This is a genomic window from Amycolatopsis sp. NPDC098790, assembly GCF_044759945.1.
Classification (GTDB): Bacteria; Actinomycetota; Actinomycetes; order Mycobacteriales; family Pseudonocardiaceae; genus Amycolatopsis.
In genome coordinates, this window is record NZ_JBIWAI010000006.1 from 681385 (window position 1) to 698073 (window position 16689).

The window sequence follows — 16689 nt, forward strand, 5'->3', positions numbered from 1 at the left end:
CAAGGATTGCGCGATGAGGAAGACGCTGCCCGCACGAGCCCGGCCGGTGCTGCACGGCACCCCCGACCCGGGCGCCGAAACCCTGACCGGCTACCCGGCCGCCCAGCAACCCCAGTGGCCCGACCAAGCGGAACTCGCCGAGGTCCGCGACACCCTCTCCGAGCGCGAAGACGTCGTCGGCCCCGCCGAGGTACTGCAGTTGCGGTCGCTGCTGGCCCGCGCGGCCGAAGGCGAGTTCTGCGTCCTGCAGGCCGGCGACTGCGCCGAGGACCCGGCCGACACCGGCGTCCGCGCGGTCGCCCGCAAGGTCGGCATGCTCGACACGCTCGCCGAGGTGATGCGCGTCGGCTCCGGCCGCCCGGTCCTGGAGGTCGGCCGGATCGCCGGCCAGTACGCCAAGCCGCGTTCGGCGAACGTCGAGGAGGTCGACGGCCGGGAGCTGCCGGTCTACCGCGGCCCGATCGTCAACAGCCCCGAGCCGACGGCCGAAGCCCGCACCCCCGACCCGGCCCGGATCCTGGCCGCGCACCGGGCCGCGCTCGACGTCCGCGCGTCGATCGGACGCCTGGGCCGCGGCTCCGGCGCCGACCCGGCCGAGCGGATCTGGACCAGTCACGAGGCGCTGCTACTGGACTACGAAGTCCCGCTGGTGCGCGGGATGCCGGGCGGCCGCCGCTACCTCGCGTCGACGCACTGGCCGTGGATCGGCGAGCGGACCCGGCGCCCGGACGGCGCCCACGTGCACCTGTTGTCCACTGTGGTCAACCCGGTGGCGGCGAAGGTGAGCGCGAAGGCGTCGATCGAAGACGTCCTCGAGCTGTGCGGCCGGATCGACCCCTTCCGCACCCCCGGACGGCTCACGCTGATCCCGCGGTTCGGCGCGGCCCGGATCGGGCAGCTCGCGCCGCTGGTGCGGGCGGTGCGCGCGGCCGGGCACCCGGTGCTGTGGCTGTGCGATCCCATGCACGGCAACACGGTCGTCGCCGACGACGGGCTCAAGGTGCGCTGGCTCGAGGACATCATGAACGAGCTGCGCCAGTTCGTCCGAATCGTCACCGTCGAAGGCGGTGCGTGCGCCGGGCTGCACGTCGAGGCGTCCCCGAGCGAGATCTCGGAGTGCCACGGCGCCGGCATCACGGCGGCGCGCGGGCCCGGCTACACGACGCTGTGCGACCCGCGGCTGAACCTGACCCAGGCCGTCGCGCTGACCGCGCACTGGCAGCCCGAGGCGACTTCCGAACTGAGGACGGAGCTGGCGTCATGACTGTGACCGTGGTGACCGGCGCGGCGAGCGGCATCGGTGCCGCGACGGCGACCCTGCTGGCCGAGCGCGGGCACACCCTCGCCCTGTTCGACCGCGACGAAGCCGCCCTGGCGCTGGTCGCGAAGCCGCTGCTGGACGACGGCCACAACGTCTACACCTACACCGTGGACGTCACCTCCAGCGCGGAGGTGGACGCCGCCGTCGAGCGGGTCGAGAACGGCTTCGGGCCGATCTCCGGGCTCGCGAACGTCGCCGGCGTGCTGCGGATGGGCCGGGTCGCCGAGCTGTCCGACGAGGACTGGAACGCGACCTTCGCGGTGAACGCGACCGGCGTCTTCCACGTCTGCCGGGCGGTGTCCCGCCGGATGGCTTCGCGGAAGAACGGCTCGATCGTCACCGTGGCGTCGAACGCCGCGGGGGTGCCACGCAGCCACATGGCCGCCTACGCCGCGTCCAAGGCCGCCGCGACCAGCCTGACCCACAGCCTCGGCCTGGACCTCGCCCCGCTCGGCGTCCGCTGCAACGTCGTCGCGCCGGGCTCGACCGACACCCCGATGCTCCGGTCCATGTGGACGGACGAGACCGGCTCGCAGTCCACTTTGGACGGCGATCCCGGGCAGTTCCGGCTGGGCATCCCGCTCGGGCGCATCGGGTCGCCCGAGGACGTCGCCCGCAGCGTGGCGTTCCTGCTGTCCGACGAAGCCCGGCACGTGACCCTGGCGACGCTGCTCGTCGACGGCGGCGCGGCGCTCGGCGCCGTCTGAACGAGCTGAAGGAGGCCTGATGAGCGGCATCACGATCGAACCGTACGACCTGCCGACGACCGTCCCGGTCAGCACCGCGGGCTGGCGGCCCCACCCGGGCCGCGCGGCCCTGCTGATCCACGACATGCAGCGCTACTTCGTCGGCTTCTACCCCCAGGACGGCGCACTGCGGCGGACCCTGGTCGGCAACATCGTCCAGGCGCGGGAAACCGCGGACCGGCTGGGCATCCCGGTGTACTACACCGCGCAGCCCGGTTCGATGACGCCGGAGGACCGCGGGCTGCTGCAGGACATCTGGGGCCCCGGCATGAAGGCCACCCCGGCCGACCGGCAGGTGATCGACGAGCTCGCGCCGACGCCGTCGGACCTCGTGCTGACCAAGTGGCGCTACAGCGCGTTCCACCGCACCGACCTGCTCGACCGGCTGCGCGCGGCCGGGCGCGACCAGCTGATCGTCTGCGGGATCTACGCCCACGTCGGCTGCCTGATCACCGCGGTCGAGGCGTTCACCCACGACCTCGAGACGTTCTTCGTCGCGGACGCGGTCGCCGACTTCGGCCCGGACGAGCACCGGCTGGCCGTCGACTACGCGGCCCGCAACTGCGCGGTCGCCACCACGACGGCGGCGCTGGTCGGGCAGCTGGAAGGCGCGGTGGTCGCGTGAGCCCGCTGCCGATCCGCGCGGGGTCGCCGTACGCGATCCTGCACCGGCCCGGCAGCGGTCGCGGCGACCACGTCGAGGTCGTCTCCGGCCCGGTCCGCACGGCCGAGCGGCTGGCCGACCTGACGCTCGACGAGGGTTCGTGGGAGGGCCGCGGCCGGCACACCAAGCTGGTCCTGCTCCCGTACCGGCAGCTCGCCGAGCGCGGCTACGACTGCCCGGACGACCGGGTCCCGCTGCAGGTCATGGACATCGAAGCCCAGACGACGCTGACGGTCGCCGAGACCCTGGCCGCGCTGCCGGACCGCGCTCCGCCGCTGGAGGACCGCGCGTTCGACCTCGGCGACGACGAGTACGCCCGCACGGTCGAGCGGATCCTCGACGCCGAGATCGGCGCCGGCGAGGGCGCGAACTTCGTGCTCTCCCGCAGCCTGCGCGGCCGGTTCCCGGGCTTCGACGACGATGTCGCCCGGGCGGTCTTCAAGCGCCTGCTCGGCGCGGAAGCCGGCGCGTACTGGACGTTCCTGGTCTTCACCGGCGAGCGCTACCTGCTGGGCAGCACGCCGGAGCAGCACGTCCGGCTGTTCGACCGCACGGTCACGATGAACCCGATCAGCGGCACCTACCGCTACCCGGAAGGCGGCGCCGACGCCGGCGGGCTCCTCGACTTCCTGCACGACGAGAAGGAGGCCGACGAGCTGTGCATGGTCGTCGACGAAGAACTCAAGATGATGGCCGAGCTGTGCGACCGCGGCATCCGCGTGTCCGGGCCGCGGCTGCGGCGCATGTCCCGGCTGGCGCACACCGAGTACTCGCTCGAAGGCGAGACCGGCAAGCCGCTGACCGAGGTGCTGCGGCACACGCTGCTCGCGCCGACCGTCACCGGCAGCCCGCTGGTCAACGCCTGCCGGGTGATCCGCCGCTACGAGCCGAAGGGGCGCGGCTACTACAGCGGCGTCATCGGGCTCGTCGGCAGCGACGACGACGGCCGCCGCTCGCTGGACTCGGCGATCCTCATCCGCACCGCGGACATCTCGCCGGAGGGCGACGTCCGGCTGGCGGCCGGATCGACGATCGTGCGCGAGTCCGCGCCGCTGTCGGAAGCCGCCGAGACGACGGCGAAGGTGTCCGCGGTCCTGAAGTCGTTGTCCGGCGAAGCCCGCCAGGCCACGACACCCCCGCCGCCGACGTCGTCCGACGAAGTGCGTTCAGCGCTGAAAGCCCGCAACAGCGGGAAGTCCCGGTTCTGGCTCGACGGCACCCGGCCCGGCCGCGGCTCGCGGGTGCGGATCACCGTCGTCGACGCCGAAGACGCGTTCACCTCGATGCTGGCCTACCAGCTGAAGTCGGTGAACTGCGCGGTGACGACCGTGCCGTGGGATGCGCGCGACCTGCCGGAGCACGACCTGGTGCTGCTCGGCCCGGGGCCCGGCGATCCCAACGACGTCGAGGGTGCGAAGGTCGGCCGGCTGCGGGCGCTGGCCGCGGACCTGCTGCGCTCGGGGCGGCCCCTGGCCGGCGTTTGCCTGGGTCACCAGGTGCTCTGCGCCGAGCTGGGCCTGCCCGTCCGGCGGCTCGCACGGCCCAACCAGGGGCGCCAGGCGCACGTGACGATCGACGGCGCGCGCCGGGCCGTGGGGTTCTACAACAGCTTCGCCGCGCGTACCGCCGACGACCGCGTCGACGTGCCCGGCCGGGCGCCGGCCGAGGTCGTGCGCGGCCTCGACGACCAGGTCATCGGCCTGCGCGGGCCGCGGCTGGCGACCATCCAGTTCCACGCCGAGTCGTTCCTCACCGAGGACGGCCCGGCCATCCTGCGCGACGTCGTCGACCACGCCGTGAACGAAGGAGGAAACCCATGACCACGACCGCCCCCGCGTTCGACCGCGCCCGGCTGAGGGCCTTCCTCGGCCACTTCACCACCGGCGTCACCGTCGTGACCTACCGCCGCGGCGAGCTGGTGCGCGGCGCGACCGTCAACGCGTTCACGTCCGTGTCGCTCGACCCGCCGCTCGTGCTCGTCTCGCTGGACCGGCGCAGCCGCTCGGTCGGCCACCTCGGCGACGGCCCGTTCGTCGTCAACATCCTGGCCGAGGACCAGCGGGACGTCGCCCTGCACTTCGCCGGCAAGCCCATGGCCGATGACGCCGTGCCCTGGGCCGAGCTCGATTCGCCGGTGCCACGCCTGGCGGGCACGGTCGGGCACGTCGAGTGCACGCCGTGGCGCGCCTACGACGGCGGCGACCACGTGCTGCACGTGGGCGAGGTCACCGGCCTCGACCTGGCCGGCGGGCGGCCGCTGCTGTTCTTCGGCGGCGACTTCCCGCGCCTGGCCGAAGAACCCGAAGCACCGCACTGGTCGTGGTCGCTGGACGACCCGATCGCGCCGCAGCCGTTCGCGGCGCCGCACCGATGGGAGGCAGGCAAGTGAGCGAGACGACGACCCGGCCGTTGACCGGGGACGAGTACCTGGAGAGCATCCGCGACGACCGCGAGATCTGGGCGTACGGCGAGCGCGTCGACGACGTGACCAAGCACCCGGCGTTCCGCAACACGGCGAGGATGACCGCCCGGCTGTACGACGCGCTGCACGATCCGGCGAAGAAGGACGTGCTGACCACGCCGACCGACACCGGCAGCGGCGGGTTCACGCACAAGTTCTTCCGCGCCCCGAAGTCCACCCAGGACCTTCTCGGCGACCGGGACGCGATCGCCGAATGGGCGCGGATGAGCTACGGCTGGCTCGGCCGCAGCCCGGACTACAAGGCGAGCTTCCTGGCCACGTTGGGCGTCGACCCGGGCTACTACGGCGAGTTCGAGGGCAACGCGCGGCGCTGGTACGCCGAGGCGCAGGAGAAGGTCCTGTTCTGGAACCACGCGATCATCAACCCGCCGGTCGACCGGCACAAGGCGGCCGACGACGTCGGGGACGTGTTCGTGCACGTCGAGGAGGAACGCGACGACGGCCTGGTCGTCAGCGGCGCCAAGGTCGTCGCGACCGGGTCCGCGCTGACGCACGGCAACTTCATCGCCCACTACGGGCTGCCGGTCAAGAAGCGCGAGTTCGCGCTGGTGGCGACGCTGCCGATGGACTCGCCGGGGCTGAAGCTGATCTGCCGGCCGTCCTACGCGCTGCAGGCCGACACGATGGGCAGCCCGTTCGACTACCCGCTGTCGAGCCGCCTCGACGAGAACGACACGATCTTCGTGCTCGACAAGGTGAAGATCCCGTGGGAGAACGTGTTCGTCTACGGCGACCAGGCCAAGGCGGCGACTTTCCTGTCGGCGTCGGGGTTCCTGAACCGCTCGACGTTCCACGGCGTGACGCGGCTGGCGGTCAAGCTCGACTTCCTGGCCGGGCTGCTGCTCAAGGGCGTCGACGTCACCGGCACCAAGGACTTCCGCGGCATCCAGACCCGGATCGGCGAGGTCATCGCGTGGCGCAACATGTTCTGGGGTCTCAGTGACGCGATGGCGCTGAACCCGGACCCGTGGAAGGACGGCGCGCTGCTGCCGAAGCTCGACTACGGCATGGCCTACCGCTGGTTCATGACGATCGGCTACCCGCGGGTCCGCGAGATCATCCACCAGGACCTCGGCAGCGCGCTGATCTACCTCAACTCGCACGCCAGCGACTTCCAGAACCCGGAGCTGCGGCCGTACCTCGACAAGTACGTGCGGGGATCGTCGGGCTACGACGCCGTCGAGCGGGTCAAGCTGATGAAGCTGATTTGGGACTCCGTCGGCACCGAGTTCGCCGGCCGCAACGAGCTGTACGAGCGGAACTTCTCGGGCAACCACGAGAACGTCCGGATCGAGATGCTCACCGCGCAGCAGATGTCCGGGCAGGTGGACGGCTACAAGGGGTTCGCCGAGCAGTGCCTGGCCGAATACGACCTCGACGGCTGGACCGCCCCGGACCTGATCAACCCCGATCGGCTCTGACGTGTGTCCGGAGTGGACGGAGGGCCTCCCCGCGGTGCGGGAAGGCCCTCCGGTCGTGCGTCGGTCAGCTTTCGACGAGCATCAGGCAGAACCCGTCGTGGCCCCGGCTGCCGACGGTCTGCACGGTCGTCGCGGTCACGCGCGGCTCGTCGGCCACCAGCTGGTTGAACCGCCGCACGCCCTGGACCGCGGGGTTGGGGCTGTCGGCCTCGACGACGAGCCCGTCGAGCACCACGTTGTCCACGACGATCACGCTGCCCGGGCGGGTCAGCTTCAAGGCCCAGCCGAAGTACTCCGGGATGTTGGCCTTGTCGGCGTCGATGAACACGAAGTCGAACGGCTCGCCCACCAGCTCCGGCAGGGTGTCGAGGGCCTTGCCGACGCGCAGGTCGACCACATCGGACAGCCCCGCGTTGTCGATGTTCCGCCGCGCCACCGCGGCGAAGGACGGTTCGGCCTCCAAAGTGGTCAGCGTGCCGCCCTCGGGCAGCGCGCGGGCCAGCCAGATCGCGCTGTAGCCGCCGAACGCGCCGATCTCGAGGATCCGGCGCGCGCCGTGGGTGCGCGCGAGCAGGTGGAGGAACTTGCCCTGGTTGGGTGCCACCGCGATCTCCGGCAGCCCGGCCTCGGCACTCGCCTTGGCCGCGAGGTCCAGGGCGGCGTCGTGCTCCACCATCAGGCTCGAGGTGTAGGTGTCGATTTTCGTCCACTGGTCTTCGCTCATGTCTTCCGATCGTACTTGAGGATCGCGCTCGGCTATAGGGATAATCGAGATTCTTTTGCCGCCAACTTGATTTCCCGGCGGCAACCAATGTAGGCTCGAAGGAGATCGGGCGGTTGATTTCACAGCCACCCCCGCTGATCGATCAAGGCCACTCTCGAGGCGCCGTCTGGGAATGTTCACCCGGCGCCGGAAGGAAGGATGGCGACCATGACCGAGCACGCCGTGGCGACCCTCGAGTCGCCGCGTCTCGCCCCGCTTCGCGCGGCCACGTTCCACCACCTGGGGATCCAGACCGCCGACCTGGACAACTGCGTTTCGTGGTACCAGGACTTCTTCGGCTGCAAGGAAAACTGGTCACTGGCGGAGTTCTCCGAGCTGACCACGAGCCGGCTGCCCGGCATCGTGAAGCTCGTCGAACTGCGGGCCGGCGGCACCCGGTTCCACCTCTTCGAGCGCGCCGGCGAGGGAACCGAAGTACCCGACCCCGGCGACGCGCAGTTCCAGCACGTCTGCATGGAGGTCGGCTCACCCGCGGAAATGCGCGCGTGGCAGCGTCACTGGATAAAACTGTATGAATCCGGCCGATATCATTTCACCCGCGACGAACCGGCGACGGAGATCGTCACCGACGCCGACGGCGTGCAGAGTTTCTACGCGTTCGACGTGAACGGCCTGGAATACGAGTTCACCTGGATTCCGGAGGCCGCGTGATGACCGTTCCCGTGCTCACCGGGGTCCCCGTGCGCGAGGGGTGGGACTTCGGCGACTTCCCCTACGGTCTCGAACCGCTGACCATCCCGGACGCCGGCACCGAACCCGACGGTGATGGGCCGTGCTCCCGCTTCGCCGGCCTGTGCACCCACCTGGAGCACCTTTCCCGTGGCGGCGCACCGGGGACGGTCGAGCCCGTCGAGTCGTCCGACCGGCTGTACTGGTTCCGCTGGATCACCGGCCACCAGATCACGTTCGTGCTGTGGCAGCTGGTGGCGCGCGAACTGGCGCGAGCCGACCGCGGCGAGCGTGACCGCGAGGCCGCGCTGGCGTCGGCCGCGCTGTTCACCCGCGGCTTCAGCGCGATGCTGCTCTACACCAGCTCGACGCCGATCGACGTCTACCACGAGGTCATCCGGCCCAGCATGTTCCTCCAGCACCGCGGGTTCAGCGGCACCTGGGCGCCGGACTTCGCCCCGGTCCGCGACCTCTACCGCGGCAAGGGCCTGCCGGACGGCGACTCGCCCGGGGTGAAGGCTCTGCGCGACGAAGTCGGCTTCTACCAACGGGTCCACGGCGGCATCGCGGCGAAACTGGTCCCCAGTGGACGGTCGCTGCTGCAGGACTCGGCCGGCGCCACCGAGACGCACCACCCGGACGTCCTCGGCGTCGTCTACGACAACTACTTCATGACGCTGCGGGCGCCGACGTCGCTGCCGGACGTCGTCGCCCAGCTGCTGCGGCGGCTCAACGCCGTGGCGCTGGACGTGTCCGAGAACGGCGTCGACTCCGTGTCCGACGCCGAGGACCCGCCGGCGGAGCTGACCAGTCCCGAGGTCCGCTCCTGCGAGGCCGGGTTCGTCGGCCTGCTCGCCGACGTCGCCGCGTGCGCCGCCGGATCGCCGGCGGACTGAGCCGTGCGCCACGGCATCGTCCTGCTGCCCGAGCAGCGCTGGTCCGCCGCGCGGGACCGCTGGCGCCGCGCCGAAGAGCTCGGGTTCGACCACGCCTGGACCTACGACCACCTGATGTGGCGCTGGCTGCGCGACGAGACCTGGTTCGGCTGCCTGCCGACCCTCACCGCCGCGGCCGGGGTCACGTCGAAGATGCGGCTCGGCTCGCTCGTCGCGACACCGACGTTCCGCCACCCGGTGCCGTTCGCCAAGGAACTGATGACGCTCGACGACATCTCCGGCGGCCGGCTGATCTGCGGTGTCGGCTCGGGGGCCGGGGGATACGACGAAAGCGTTTTCGGCGACGGTCCCGCCGGAAGCCGCTCCGCGCGGTTCGCGGAGTTCCTGGAACTGACGGAACTCCTGCTGCGGCAACCGCTCACGTCCTACGAAGGCCAGTACTACCGTTGTGTGGACGCGCGGATGGAGCCGGGCTGCGTGCAGCGGCCGCACGTGCCGTTCGCGGTCGCCGCGACCGGTCCCAAGGCAATGGCGCTGGCCGCGCGGTACGGCGAAACGTGGCTCACCGCGGGCGCGCCGGGCCGGTTCGACGCCCGCCGCTGGGACCTCGTCGTGCCGGAGCTGAAGGACCAGTTGCGAGCGTTCGAGGACGCGTGCGCCGCGTCCGGGCGGGATCCGGCGTCGGCCGGGAAGCTGCTGGTGACCGGCGCGACCGTCGGGGGCGTGCTGGACTCCGCGCAGTCCTTCCGGGACGCGTCGGGCACGTTCGCCGACCTCGGCTTCACCGACCTGGTCGTGCACTGGCCGCGGGAAACCGAGCCCTACCAAGGGGATGAGCGCGTCCTCGACTCACTGAACCTGGCCTGACCGTCCGGAAAGGAGCAGCATGCCCGCGTACGAGATCGTCAACATGTTCGCCGACCACGTCTACGCCGGCAGCGCGCTCGGCGTCGTCCCGAAGGCCGGCGACCTCGACACCGAGGGCATGCAGGCGCTGGCCCGCGAGATCAACCACACCGAGACGGCGTTCGTCCTGCCGCCCACCGGCACAGGCGCCCACTACCGTGTCCGCGTCTTCACACCTGAGGCGGAGTCGCCGTTCGGTGGCCATTCCGGCGTCGGCACGGCGGTGACGCTCGCGCGGCTCGGCCTGGTGCCCGCCGGGCGGGTCGTGCAGGAGTGCGGGCCGAAGCTGCTGCCCCTGGACGTGACCGCCGAGGCGGGCAAGATCACCGCGAACGACCCCCTGGCGAGCGAACCGCTCGACCCGGGGCCCCTGCTCGGCGCCGCCGGCCTGCCCGCCCCCGCCGCCGGCGGCGCCTGCCCCGCCGCGTGCGGCTTCGGCCCGGCGTTCCACTTCCTGCCGGTCCGTGCGGACGCCGTCGCGGCCGCGGAGCCCGACTTCGCGGCCATGGCCGCCGCCGGCCTGCCCGACCTGCTCGTGTTCAGCTGGGACCCGGTGACGAGCACCGCGCACGGCCGCCTGTTCGCGCCCGGCTACGGCATGCCGGAGGACCCGGCGTGCTCCTCGGCCGCGCTCGGCCTCGGCGTCTGGCTCGTCGAGGCGGGGTGGCTCACCGGCGACGGCGTGCACGACTTCACACTGCGCCAGGGCCGTGAGCAGGGCCGTCCGTCCACTTTGTACTGCTCGGTCCGGGTCGACGACGGCCGGCCGGTGTCGGCGTCGGTGTCCGGTGCGGTGCTGCCGGCCGGGGCCGGCGAGCTGGCCGACCCGGACCGCGAGAAGGGAAGCTGACGTGCTCGACCGACCCGAACTGCTGGGCACCCGCGGGGCCGTGTCCTCCACGCACTGGCTGGCTTCGGCCGCCGGCACCGCGATGTTCGACTTGGGCGGCAACGCCTTCGACGCGGCCGTTGCGACGGCGCTGGTCATCCAGGTCGTCGAACCGCACCTCAACGGCCCGGGCGGCGACGTCCCGATCCTCGTCCACGACGGCGCGACCGGCGACGTCGAAGTCATCTGCGGCCAGGGCCCGATGCCGGAAGCCGCGACGCCCCAGGCGTTCCGCGACCGCGGCGTCGACGCGATCCCCGGCTCGGGCCTGCTGCCGGCCGTCGTGCCCGGCGCGTTCGGCGCGTGGCTGCGGCTGCTGCGCGACCGCGGCCGGCTCGACCTCGGCACCGTGCTCGCCCCGGCCATCGCGTACGCGTCGGACGGTTTTCCGTTGCTGCCCAAGGCCGCCGACATGATCGAGGTGCTGGAACCGCTGTTCCGCGAGGAGTGGACCGCGTCCGGCGAGGTCTACCTGCCGGACGGGCGCCCGCCGCGGGCCGGCGCCCGGCTGCGCAACCGGCCGCTGGCCGCGACCTACCGGCGGATCCTCGCCGAGGCCGAAGCCGCCCCGGGCGGGCGCGAAAACCGGATCGACGCGGCCGTCGCCGTCTTCTACCAGGGGTTCGTCGCCGAGGCGATCGACAAGTACCTGGCCACGGCCGAGCCCCTGGACTGCACCGGCCGCCGCAACGGCGGCCTGCTGACCGGCCACGACCTGGCGTCCTGGCGGCCCACGGTCGAGCCGGCGCTCGCGGCGGACTACCGCGGCCACACCGTCCACAAGGCGGGCCCGTGGTCGCAGGGCCCGGTGTTCCTGCAGCAGCTGGGCCTGCTCGAAGGCTTCGACCTGGCGGCGATGGAGCACGGCGGCGCCGAGCACCTGCACACGGTCGTCGAGTGCGCGAAGCTCGCGTTCGCCGACCGGGAGGCCTTCTACGGCGACCCGGCGTTCTCCGACGTCCCGCTCGGTCAGTTGCTCGACCCGGCGTACGCGGCGACTCGTCGGGAGCTGGTGGGGGAGCGGGCGTGCGGCTCGTTGCGCCCGGGGCTGGACGGCTGGTTCCCGGAGCCGCCGCTGCCCGCCCCGGCCGACCCGGACTGGCGCGCCCAGCTCGCCGACGGGATCCCGGCGGTGGCGAAGCTGACCGCGGCCAAGGGCGACACGTGCTGCATCAGCGCGTCGGACAACGACGGCAACATGGTGGTGGCGACGCCGAGCGGCGGCTGGCTGAAGAGTTCGCCCGTCATCCCCGGGCTCGGGTTCCCGCTCGGCACCCGCGGCCAGATGGCATTGCTGGCCGACGGACACCCGAACACGGTCGCGCCGGGCAAGCGCCCGCGGACCACGCTCAGCCCGACACTGGTGACCAAGGACGGCCGCCCGCACCTGGCGTTCGGCACCCCGGGCGGCGACCAGCAGGACCAGTGGACGCTGAACTTCTTCGTCAGCCACGTCGACGGCGGTCTGCGTCCCCAGGCGGCGATCGAGCAACGGGCGTTCCACACGGACCAGGTGCCCTCGTCGTTCGCGCCGCGCTCGGCCCGCCCGAACCGCCTGGTGGTCGAGTCCGGGTGCCCGACCGAAGTGGTCGAGGAGCTGCGCGCGCGGGGCCACGACGTCGTACTGGCGGCGGAGAAGTCCCTGGGCAAGGTGTGCGCGACGGGTTTCGCCGACGGGTTCGTCCTGGCCGCCGCGAGTCCCCGGGGTCAGCAGGCGTACGCCGTCGCCCGGTGAGCGGCTACCACGGCACGGGCTCGCCGTGGCAGTCCAGGAACCGCAGTCCGGGCTTGTGCGCTGCGGCCTCGAGGACGTCCACGACTTCCGGGATGCTTTTCTCGGGGTCCAGGGGCGCGTCGGGGCCGCCGAGCCGGGTCCGGTTGTGGCCGGGGTCGATGAGCAGCTTGGTCCGCCCGTCCTCGGCCGTCCGGGTCGCGTAGCTGCGCATCAGCTGGTTGAGCGCGGCCTTGCTGGCTTTGTACAGCTCGTAGCCGTCCTCGGTGTTCAACGAGATGCTCCCCTGCTCGGAGGACATCACCGCGATGGTCCCCTGGGGTGCGACGAGGTCGCCGAGGATTTCGACGGTCCGCAGCGGGCTCAACGCGTTGGTGACCATGACCTCGGTGAAGACGTCCGTGGGGACGTCGCCGATGGGCGTGTTCCCGCGGTCGATGGCGGCGTTGACGAAGAGCAGGTCGAGCCGCCGCCCGGCGAGCCGTTCGCGCAACGCGACCAGCTGCTCGACGCTCGTCATCTCCAGGGACTCGATCTCGAGCCGGTCGTCAGGGTGGTCGCCGCGGGTCGTCGCGATGACGTGCCAGCCGCGGCTCGTCAGCTCACGGGCGAGGACGAGCCCGAGACCGCGAGAGGCGCCGACGACAAGGGCTTGCTTAGGGGACAAAGGAACTCCTTCGGGTGATTTGTTCGTAGACTAGACGCGACGTTGCGTCCAGACAAGACGCGGCGTCCAGTCAACGGTGGCCGGGTAGGGTGGCGCGCATGCCCGACAGCCCCCGCCCGCGCTCCGGCAACCGCCGCGACGAAACCGCCCGCCTGGCCGTGCTGCACGCCGCGGACGACCTGCTCGCCGAACACGGTTTCGCGGCACTGACGGTCGAGGCGATCGCGCGCCGCGCGGGTGTCGCCAAGCAGACGATCTACCGCTGGTGGCCGTCGAAGGTCGACATCCTCCTCGACACGCTGATCGACGACAGCGCCAGGCAGTTCCCGGTGCCAGCGGGCAAGGCGACGGTCTCGGGTATCCGCGCTTACCTTCAGGCGTTCGCGAGGTTCCTGACTCGCGATCCGGCGGGCAAGGTTCTCCTCGCGCTTTTGGCCCAGGCCCAGCACGACCCGGCCACGGCTGAGAGCTTCCAGGAGCGTTATCTGGGTCCGCGCCGCGAGCAGGAGCGAGCATTGCTGACCCGGGCGATCGAGGCGGGCGAGATCGCGCCTCGGCTGAGCCCCGACGCGGCCCTCGACGCCCTGGTGGGGCCGCTGGTGTACGCAGCCTTGACCGGCGCGAGCATTCCGCGGGGCATGGTGGGCACGCTGGTGGAGGACGTCCTCAAGCCGCGGTCCGCGAACTGAGACTGCAGGTCCCTCCGCGTCTCGGTTCCCGCACGTAGCGTCGAGTGCATGCGGGCGGAGATCGAAGCGACCGACGAAGTCGTGCTGTCCACCGGCCGTCGCGCGTGGACGGTGGGCGTCATGTGCACCGCCGTCGGGCTGGTGATCGCCATGGTGACGATCGTCAACGCCGCCCTGCCCGCGCTCGCCGCCGACACGGGTGCCGGCCAGGCCGAGCAGACGTGGATCGTCGACGTCTACACCCTGGTCCTGGCCGCGCTCGTGCTGCCCGCCGGCGCCCTCGGTGACCGGTTCGGTCGCCGCGGGGTGCTCGTGGCCGGCCTGGTCGTGTTCGCCGTCGGCTGCGCCGCGCCGGTGTTCCTCGACACCTCGACCTGGCTGATCGTGGCCCGGGCCGTCACCGGGTTCGGCGCCGCGATGATCATGCCGGCCACGCTGTCGATCATCACCGCGAGCTTCCCGGCGGAGCGGCGCGGGCGGGCCATCGGCATCTGGGCGGCGGTGGCCGGCGTCGGCGGGCTCGGCGGCCTGGTGCTGGCCGGAGTCCTGCTGCAGCACTTCTCGTGGCATTCGGTGTTCCTCGGGCCGGCCGTGCTGTCGGTGGTCCTGGTGGCCGCGAGCCTGACCGTGCCGACGTCGCGCGACCGCGGCCCGCACGCCTTCGACGTCGTCGGGGCGGTGCTGAGCGCCGTCGCGATCGGCGCGGTGGTGTTCGGCATCCTGCGCGTCGCCGATCTGGGCTGGGGCCACGGCGTCGTGCTCGGGTCGATCGCGGGAGGGCTGCTGCTGGCTGCGCTGTTCGTCTTCTACGAGCTGCGGCGCGCGTCGCCGTTACTGGACGTCCGGCTGTTCGGCAACGCGGCCTTCGCGGCCGGCTCGGTTTCGGTGACCGTCCAGTTCACCGCGGCGTTCGGGATGTTCTACGCGCTGGCGCAGTACCTGCAGCTGGTGCAGGGGTACTCGGCGCTGAAGTCGGGTTTGGCGTTGTGGCCGGTCGCCGTGTCGCTCTTCCCGCTGTCCCTGGCTTCGGCTCCGCTGGTGCGCCGGTTCGGGCTGCGGGCGGTGACGTGTGCCGGGCTGGCGGCGATCGTCGTCGGAATGGTCCTCATAGGACAGTTGGACGCCGGAAGTGGGTACACCGCCTTGGCGATCGCGGTGTGCGTGCTGGGCGCGGGCATCGGCGTGACGGCCCCGGCGGCGACGAGCGCGATCCTCGACAACGTCCCGCCGTCGCAGTACGGCGTGGCGTCGGCGGTGAACGACGCGACGCGCGAAGTCGGTGCGGCACTGGGCATCGCGCTCGTGGGCAGCGTGCTTTCCGCTGCGTACACGGATTCGGTCCGCTCGGCGACGGCTTCGCTGCCGCCGCAGGCGCGTGAAGCCGCGGAGGGATCGCTGGCGGGCGCGCTCGTGGTGGACGCGCACCTGGCCCCGGCCGCCCGAGCGGCTTTCGCGCACGGCATGGGGATCAGCATGCTGGCACTGGCGGCGGTCGTGGTGGCGGGCATCCTCGCGACGGCCGTGCTGGTGCGCCGCTAGCCGGTGTATCTGAGGGCGGCCGCCGGTCCCTTTGTCTTCAGGAAACCGACGATTCTCCTGGAGGGACCATGGCCGAACTGCACATCAGGAAGCTCAAGTGCGTCAAGAAGGACGACGTGATCGGAAAGGACGAAGCCAGCCTGCAGGTCAACGGCGCCACGATCTCGGGCCCGCACGTGCTGGGCAAGGGCGACTCCGTCACGCTCACCGCGACGCGCGCGTTCACGGGCTCGATCAAGGTGACGCTGGTCGACGAGGATGCCGGCAAGGACGACACCCTCGGCTCGGTGACGATCACGGAGACGCAGGCGGGAATCGGCACGCTGACGGCGTTCTTCAACGCCTTGCCGAGCGCTGATTACCACATGACGTACGACGTGCACAGCTGAGCGGTGATCACTCGATGACGGGCTCGGCGGTCCACGAAGCCAGGATCCGCAACCCTTCGTGCGCCGCCGAGCCGGGTTCGGCCGTCAGCACCATCAGGCGCTGGCCGCTGCCGTCCGGGCTTTCCCACATGTCGCAGTCCAGCGTGAGCTCGCCGACCACCGGGTGGTGGTAGTGCTTGACGCCGTAACCCTGGCTCGTCACGTGGTGGGCCGCCCACCACGTGCGGAACTCCGGGTGGTGCACCGCCAGCTCGCCGACGAGCTCCGCCAGCTCCGGCGCGTCCGGATCGCGCGCGGCTTCCAGGTGCAGGGCCGCCACCGCCGTGCGGGCCGCGTCGGCCCAGTCCACATGCAACGCGCGCACCTGCGGGTCGGCGAAGAGCAGGTAGACGTAGTTGCGGCGGTGGGCCGGATAGCGAGCGAAGTCGGTGAACAGCGCGGCGGCCGAGTCGTTCCACGCGACGACGTCCAGGCGGCGGCCGAGCACCATCGCGGGCGTCTCGGCCAGCTGGTCGAGGAGCCGTTTCATGGCCGGACGCAGCTTTTCGCCCGCCCGGCGCCGCGGCCGGCGGAAGGGCTTGCCGGCGAGTTCGTACACATAGGACTGCTGGTCGTCGTCCAGCCGTAGAGCGGCGGCGAGGGTGGCGAGCACGGAAGCCGACGCCTGCACCCGCCCTTGTTCGAGCCGCGTCAGGTAGTCGACGCTGATCGCGGCGAGCTGCGCGACCTCTTCCCGGCGGAGCCCGGCCACCCGCCGCGGCGAGGAGGGCTCGGGCAGGCCGACGTCGCGCGGGTTCAGCTGCGCGCGACGCGCCTTGAGGAAGTCGCCGAGCTCCTTCGGCTGTCCAGTGGGCTCCATGCGTCCGATTGTCCCTCGGGGCGGGCGGTCGTGGGT

17 protein-coding genes are annotated in these 16689 nt (G+C 71.8%); 14 read left to right on the forward strand and 3 right to left on the reverse strand.

The features are described 5' to 3' along the window. Nucleotides 1-13 precede the first annotated feature (13 nt). Genes ACIQWX_RS40320 through ACIQWX_RS40345 form a run of 6 tightly spaced genes read left to right on the forward strand, consistent with a single transcriptional unit; the run spans nt 14 to nt 6634 of the window. Entirely contained in the window at nt 14-1264 is a 1251-nt protein-coding gene (locus ACIQWX_RS40320; protein ID WP_400882875.1) for a 3-deoxy-7-phosphoheptulonate synthase, read from the forward strand. Next, a complete protein-coding gene (locus ACIQWX_RS40325) occupies nt 1261-2028 on the forward strand; it encodes a 2,3-dihydro-2,3-dihydroxybenzoate dehydrogenase (protein WP_400882877.1) in 768 nt (255 codons plus the stop codon). Before ACIQWX_RS40320 ends, ACIQWX_RS40325 begins: the two co-directional genes overlap by 4 nt. Nucleotides 2029-2047: 19 nt before the next feature. Further along, complete coding sequence (locus tag ACIQWX_RS40330) at nt 2048-2692, forward strand: isochorismatase family protein (protein WP_400882880.1); 645 nt, start codon at nt 2048-2050, stop codon at nt 2690-2692. Then, nucleotides 2689-4551, forward strand: coding sequence for an anthranilate synthase family protein (locus tag ACIQWX_RS40335; RefSeq protein ID WP_400882882.1), 1863 nt, complete (start codon nt 2689-2691; stop codon nt 4549-4551). Before ACIQWX_RS40330 ends, ACIQWX_RS40335 begins: the two co-directional genes overlap by 4 nt. Beyond that, nucleotides 4548-5120 carry a flavin reductase family protein gene (locus tag ACIQWX_RS40340; RefSeq protein WP_400882885.1) on the forward strand — a complete coding sequence of 191 codons (573 nt, stop codon included), beginning with the start codon at nt 4548-4550 and terminating at the stop codon, nt 5118-5120. The genes ACIQWX_RS40335 and ACIQWX_RS40340 overlap by 4 nt, the downstream gene beginning before the upstream one ends. Continuing rightward, nucleotides 5117-6634: a 4-hydroxyphenylacetate 3-hydroxylase family protein gene (locus tag ACIQWX_RS40345; RefSeq protein ID WP_400882888.1), complete on the forward strand. Its 1518-nt coding sequence runs from the start codon at nt 5117-5119 to the stop codon at nt 6632-6634. The genes ACIQWX_RS40340 and ACIQWX_RS40345 overlap by 4 nt, the downstream gene beginning before the upstream one ends. Nucleotides 6635-6698: 64 nt before the next feature. On the opposite strand, the gene ACIQWX_RS40350 is transcribed toward ACIQWX_RS40345, so the two are convergent. Continuing rightward, complete coding sequence (locus tag ACIQWX_RS40350) at nt 6699-7358, reverse strand: O-methyltransferase (protein WP_400882891.1); 660 nt, start codon at nt 7356-7358, stop codon at nt 6699-6701. 207 nt (nt 7359-7565) lie between these two features. Here ACIQWX_RS40350 and ACIQWX_RS40355 point away from each other — a divergent pair, with 207 nt between their 5' ends. The 5 genes from ACIQWX_RS40355 to ACIQWX_RS40375 are packed head-to-tail and all read left to right on the forward strand — an operon-like array spanning nt 7566 to nt 12513. Then, a complete protein-coding gene (locus ACIQWX_RS40355) occupies nt 7566-8069 on the forward strand; it encodes a VOC family protein (RefSeq protein WP_400882894.1) in 504 nt (167 codons plus the stop codon). Continuing rightward, nucleotides 8069-8983, forward strand: coding sequence for a hypothetical protein (locus tag ACIQWX_RS40360; protein WP_400882896.1), 915 nt, complete (start codon nt 8069-8071; stop codon nt 8981-8983). Before ACIQWX_RS40355 ends, ACIQWX_RS40360 begins: the two co-directional genes overlap by 1 nt. Before the next feature lie 3 nt (nt 8984-8986). Further along, complete coding sequence (locus tag ACIQWX_RS40365; RefSeq protein WP_400882899.1) at nt 8987-9850, forward strand: LLM class flavin-dependent oxidoreductase; 864 nt, start codon at nt 8987-8989, stop codon at nt 9848-9850. A 19-nt stretch (nt 9851-9869) separates the two neighbouring features. Then, nucleotides 9870-10739: a PhzF family phenazine biosynthesis protein gene (locus tag ACIQWX_RS40370; RefSeq protein ID WP_400882902.1), complete on the forward strand. Its 870-nt coding sequence runs from the start codon at nt 9870-9872 to the stop codon at nt 10737-10739. Between the two features lies 1 nt (nt 10740). Beyond that, a complete protein-coding gene (locus ACIQWX_RS40375; RefSeq protein ID WP_400882905.1) occupies nt 10741-12513 on the forward strand; it encodes a gamma-glutamyltransferase family protein in 1773 nt (590 codons plus the stop codon). Nucleotides 12514-12517: 4 nt separating this feature from the next. On the opposite strand, the gene ACIQWX_RS40380 is transcribed toward ACIQWX_RS40375, so the two are convergent. Beyond that, nucleotides 12518-13177 (reverse strand): SDR family NAD(P)-dependent oxidoreductase, encoded by a 660-nt coding sequence (locus tag ACIQWX_RS40380; protein ID WP_400882908.1) that lies wholly within the window; start codon nt 13175-13177, stop codon nt 12518-12520. 98 nt (nt 13178-13275) lie between these two features. Here ACIQWX_RS40380 and ACIQWX_RS40385 point away from each other — a divergent pair, with 98 nt between their 5' ends. The 3 genes from ACIQWX_RS40385 to ACIQWX_RS40395 all read left to right on the forward strand — a co-directional run bounded on the left by ACIQWX_RS40385 (nt 13276) and on the right by ACIQWX_RS40395 (nt 15794). Then, entirely contained in the window at nt 13276-13866 is a 591-nt protein-coding gene (locus ACIQWX_RS40385; protein WP_400882911.1) for a TetR/AcrR family transcriptional regulator, read from the forward strand. A gap of 48 nt (nt 13867-13914) precedes the next feature. Continuing rightward, on the forward strand, nt 13915-15405 hold the full coding sequence (locus ACIQWX_RS40390; protein ID WP_400882914.1) for an MFS transporter: 1491 nt from the start codon (nt 13915-13917) through the stop codon (nt 15403-15405). A 68-nt stretch (nt 15406-15473) separates the two neighbouring features. Beyond that, on the forward strand, nt 15474-15794 hold the full coding sequence (locus tag ACIQWX_RS40395) for a hypothetical protein (protein WP_400882917.1): 321 nt from the start codon (nt 15474-15476) through the stop codon (nt 15792-15794). Between the two features lie 7 nt (nt 15795-15801). Here ACIQWX_RS40395 and ACIQWX_RS40400 read toward each other — a convergent pair whose 3' ends face one another. Beyond that, nucleotides 15802-16653: a helix-turn-helix domain-containing protein gene (locus ACIQWX_RS40400; RefSeq protein ID WP_400882920.1), complete on the reverse strand. Its 852-nt coding sequence runs from the start codon at nt 16651-16653 to the stop codon at nt 15802-15804. Nucleotides 16654-16689: the final 36 nt, after the last annotated feature.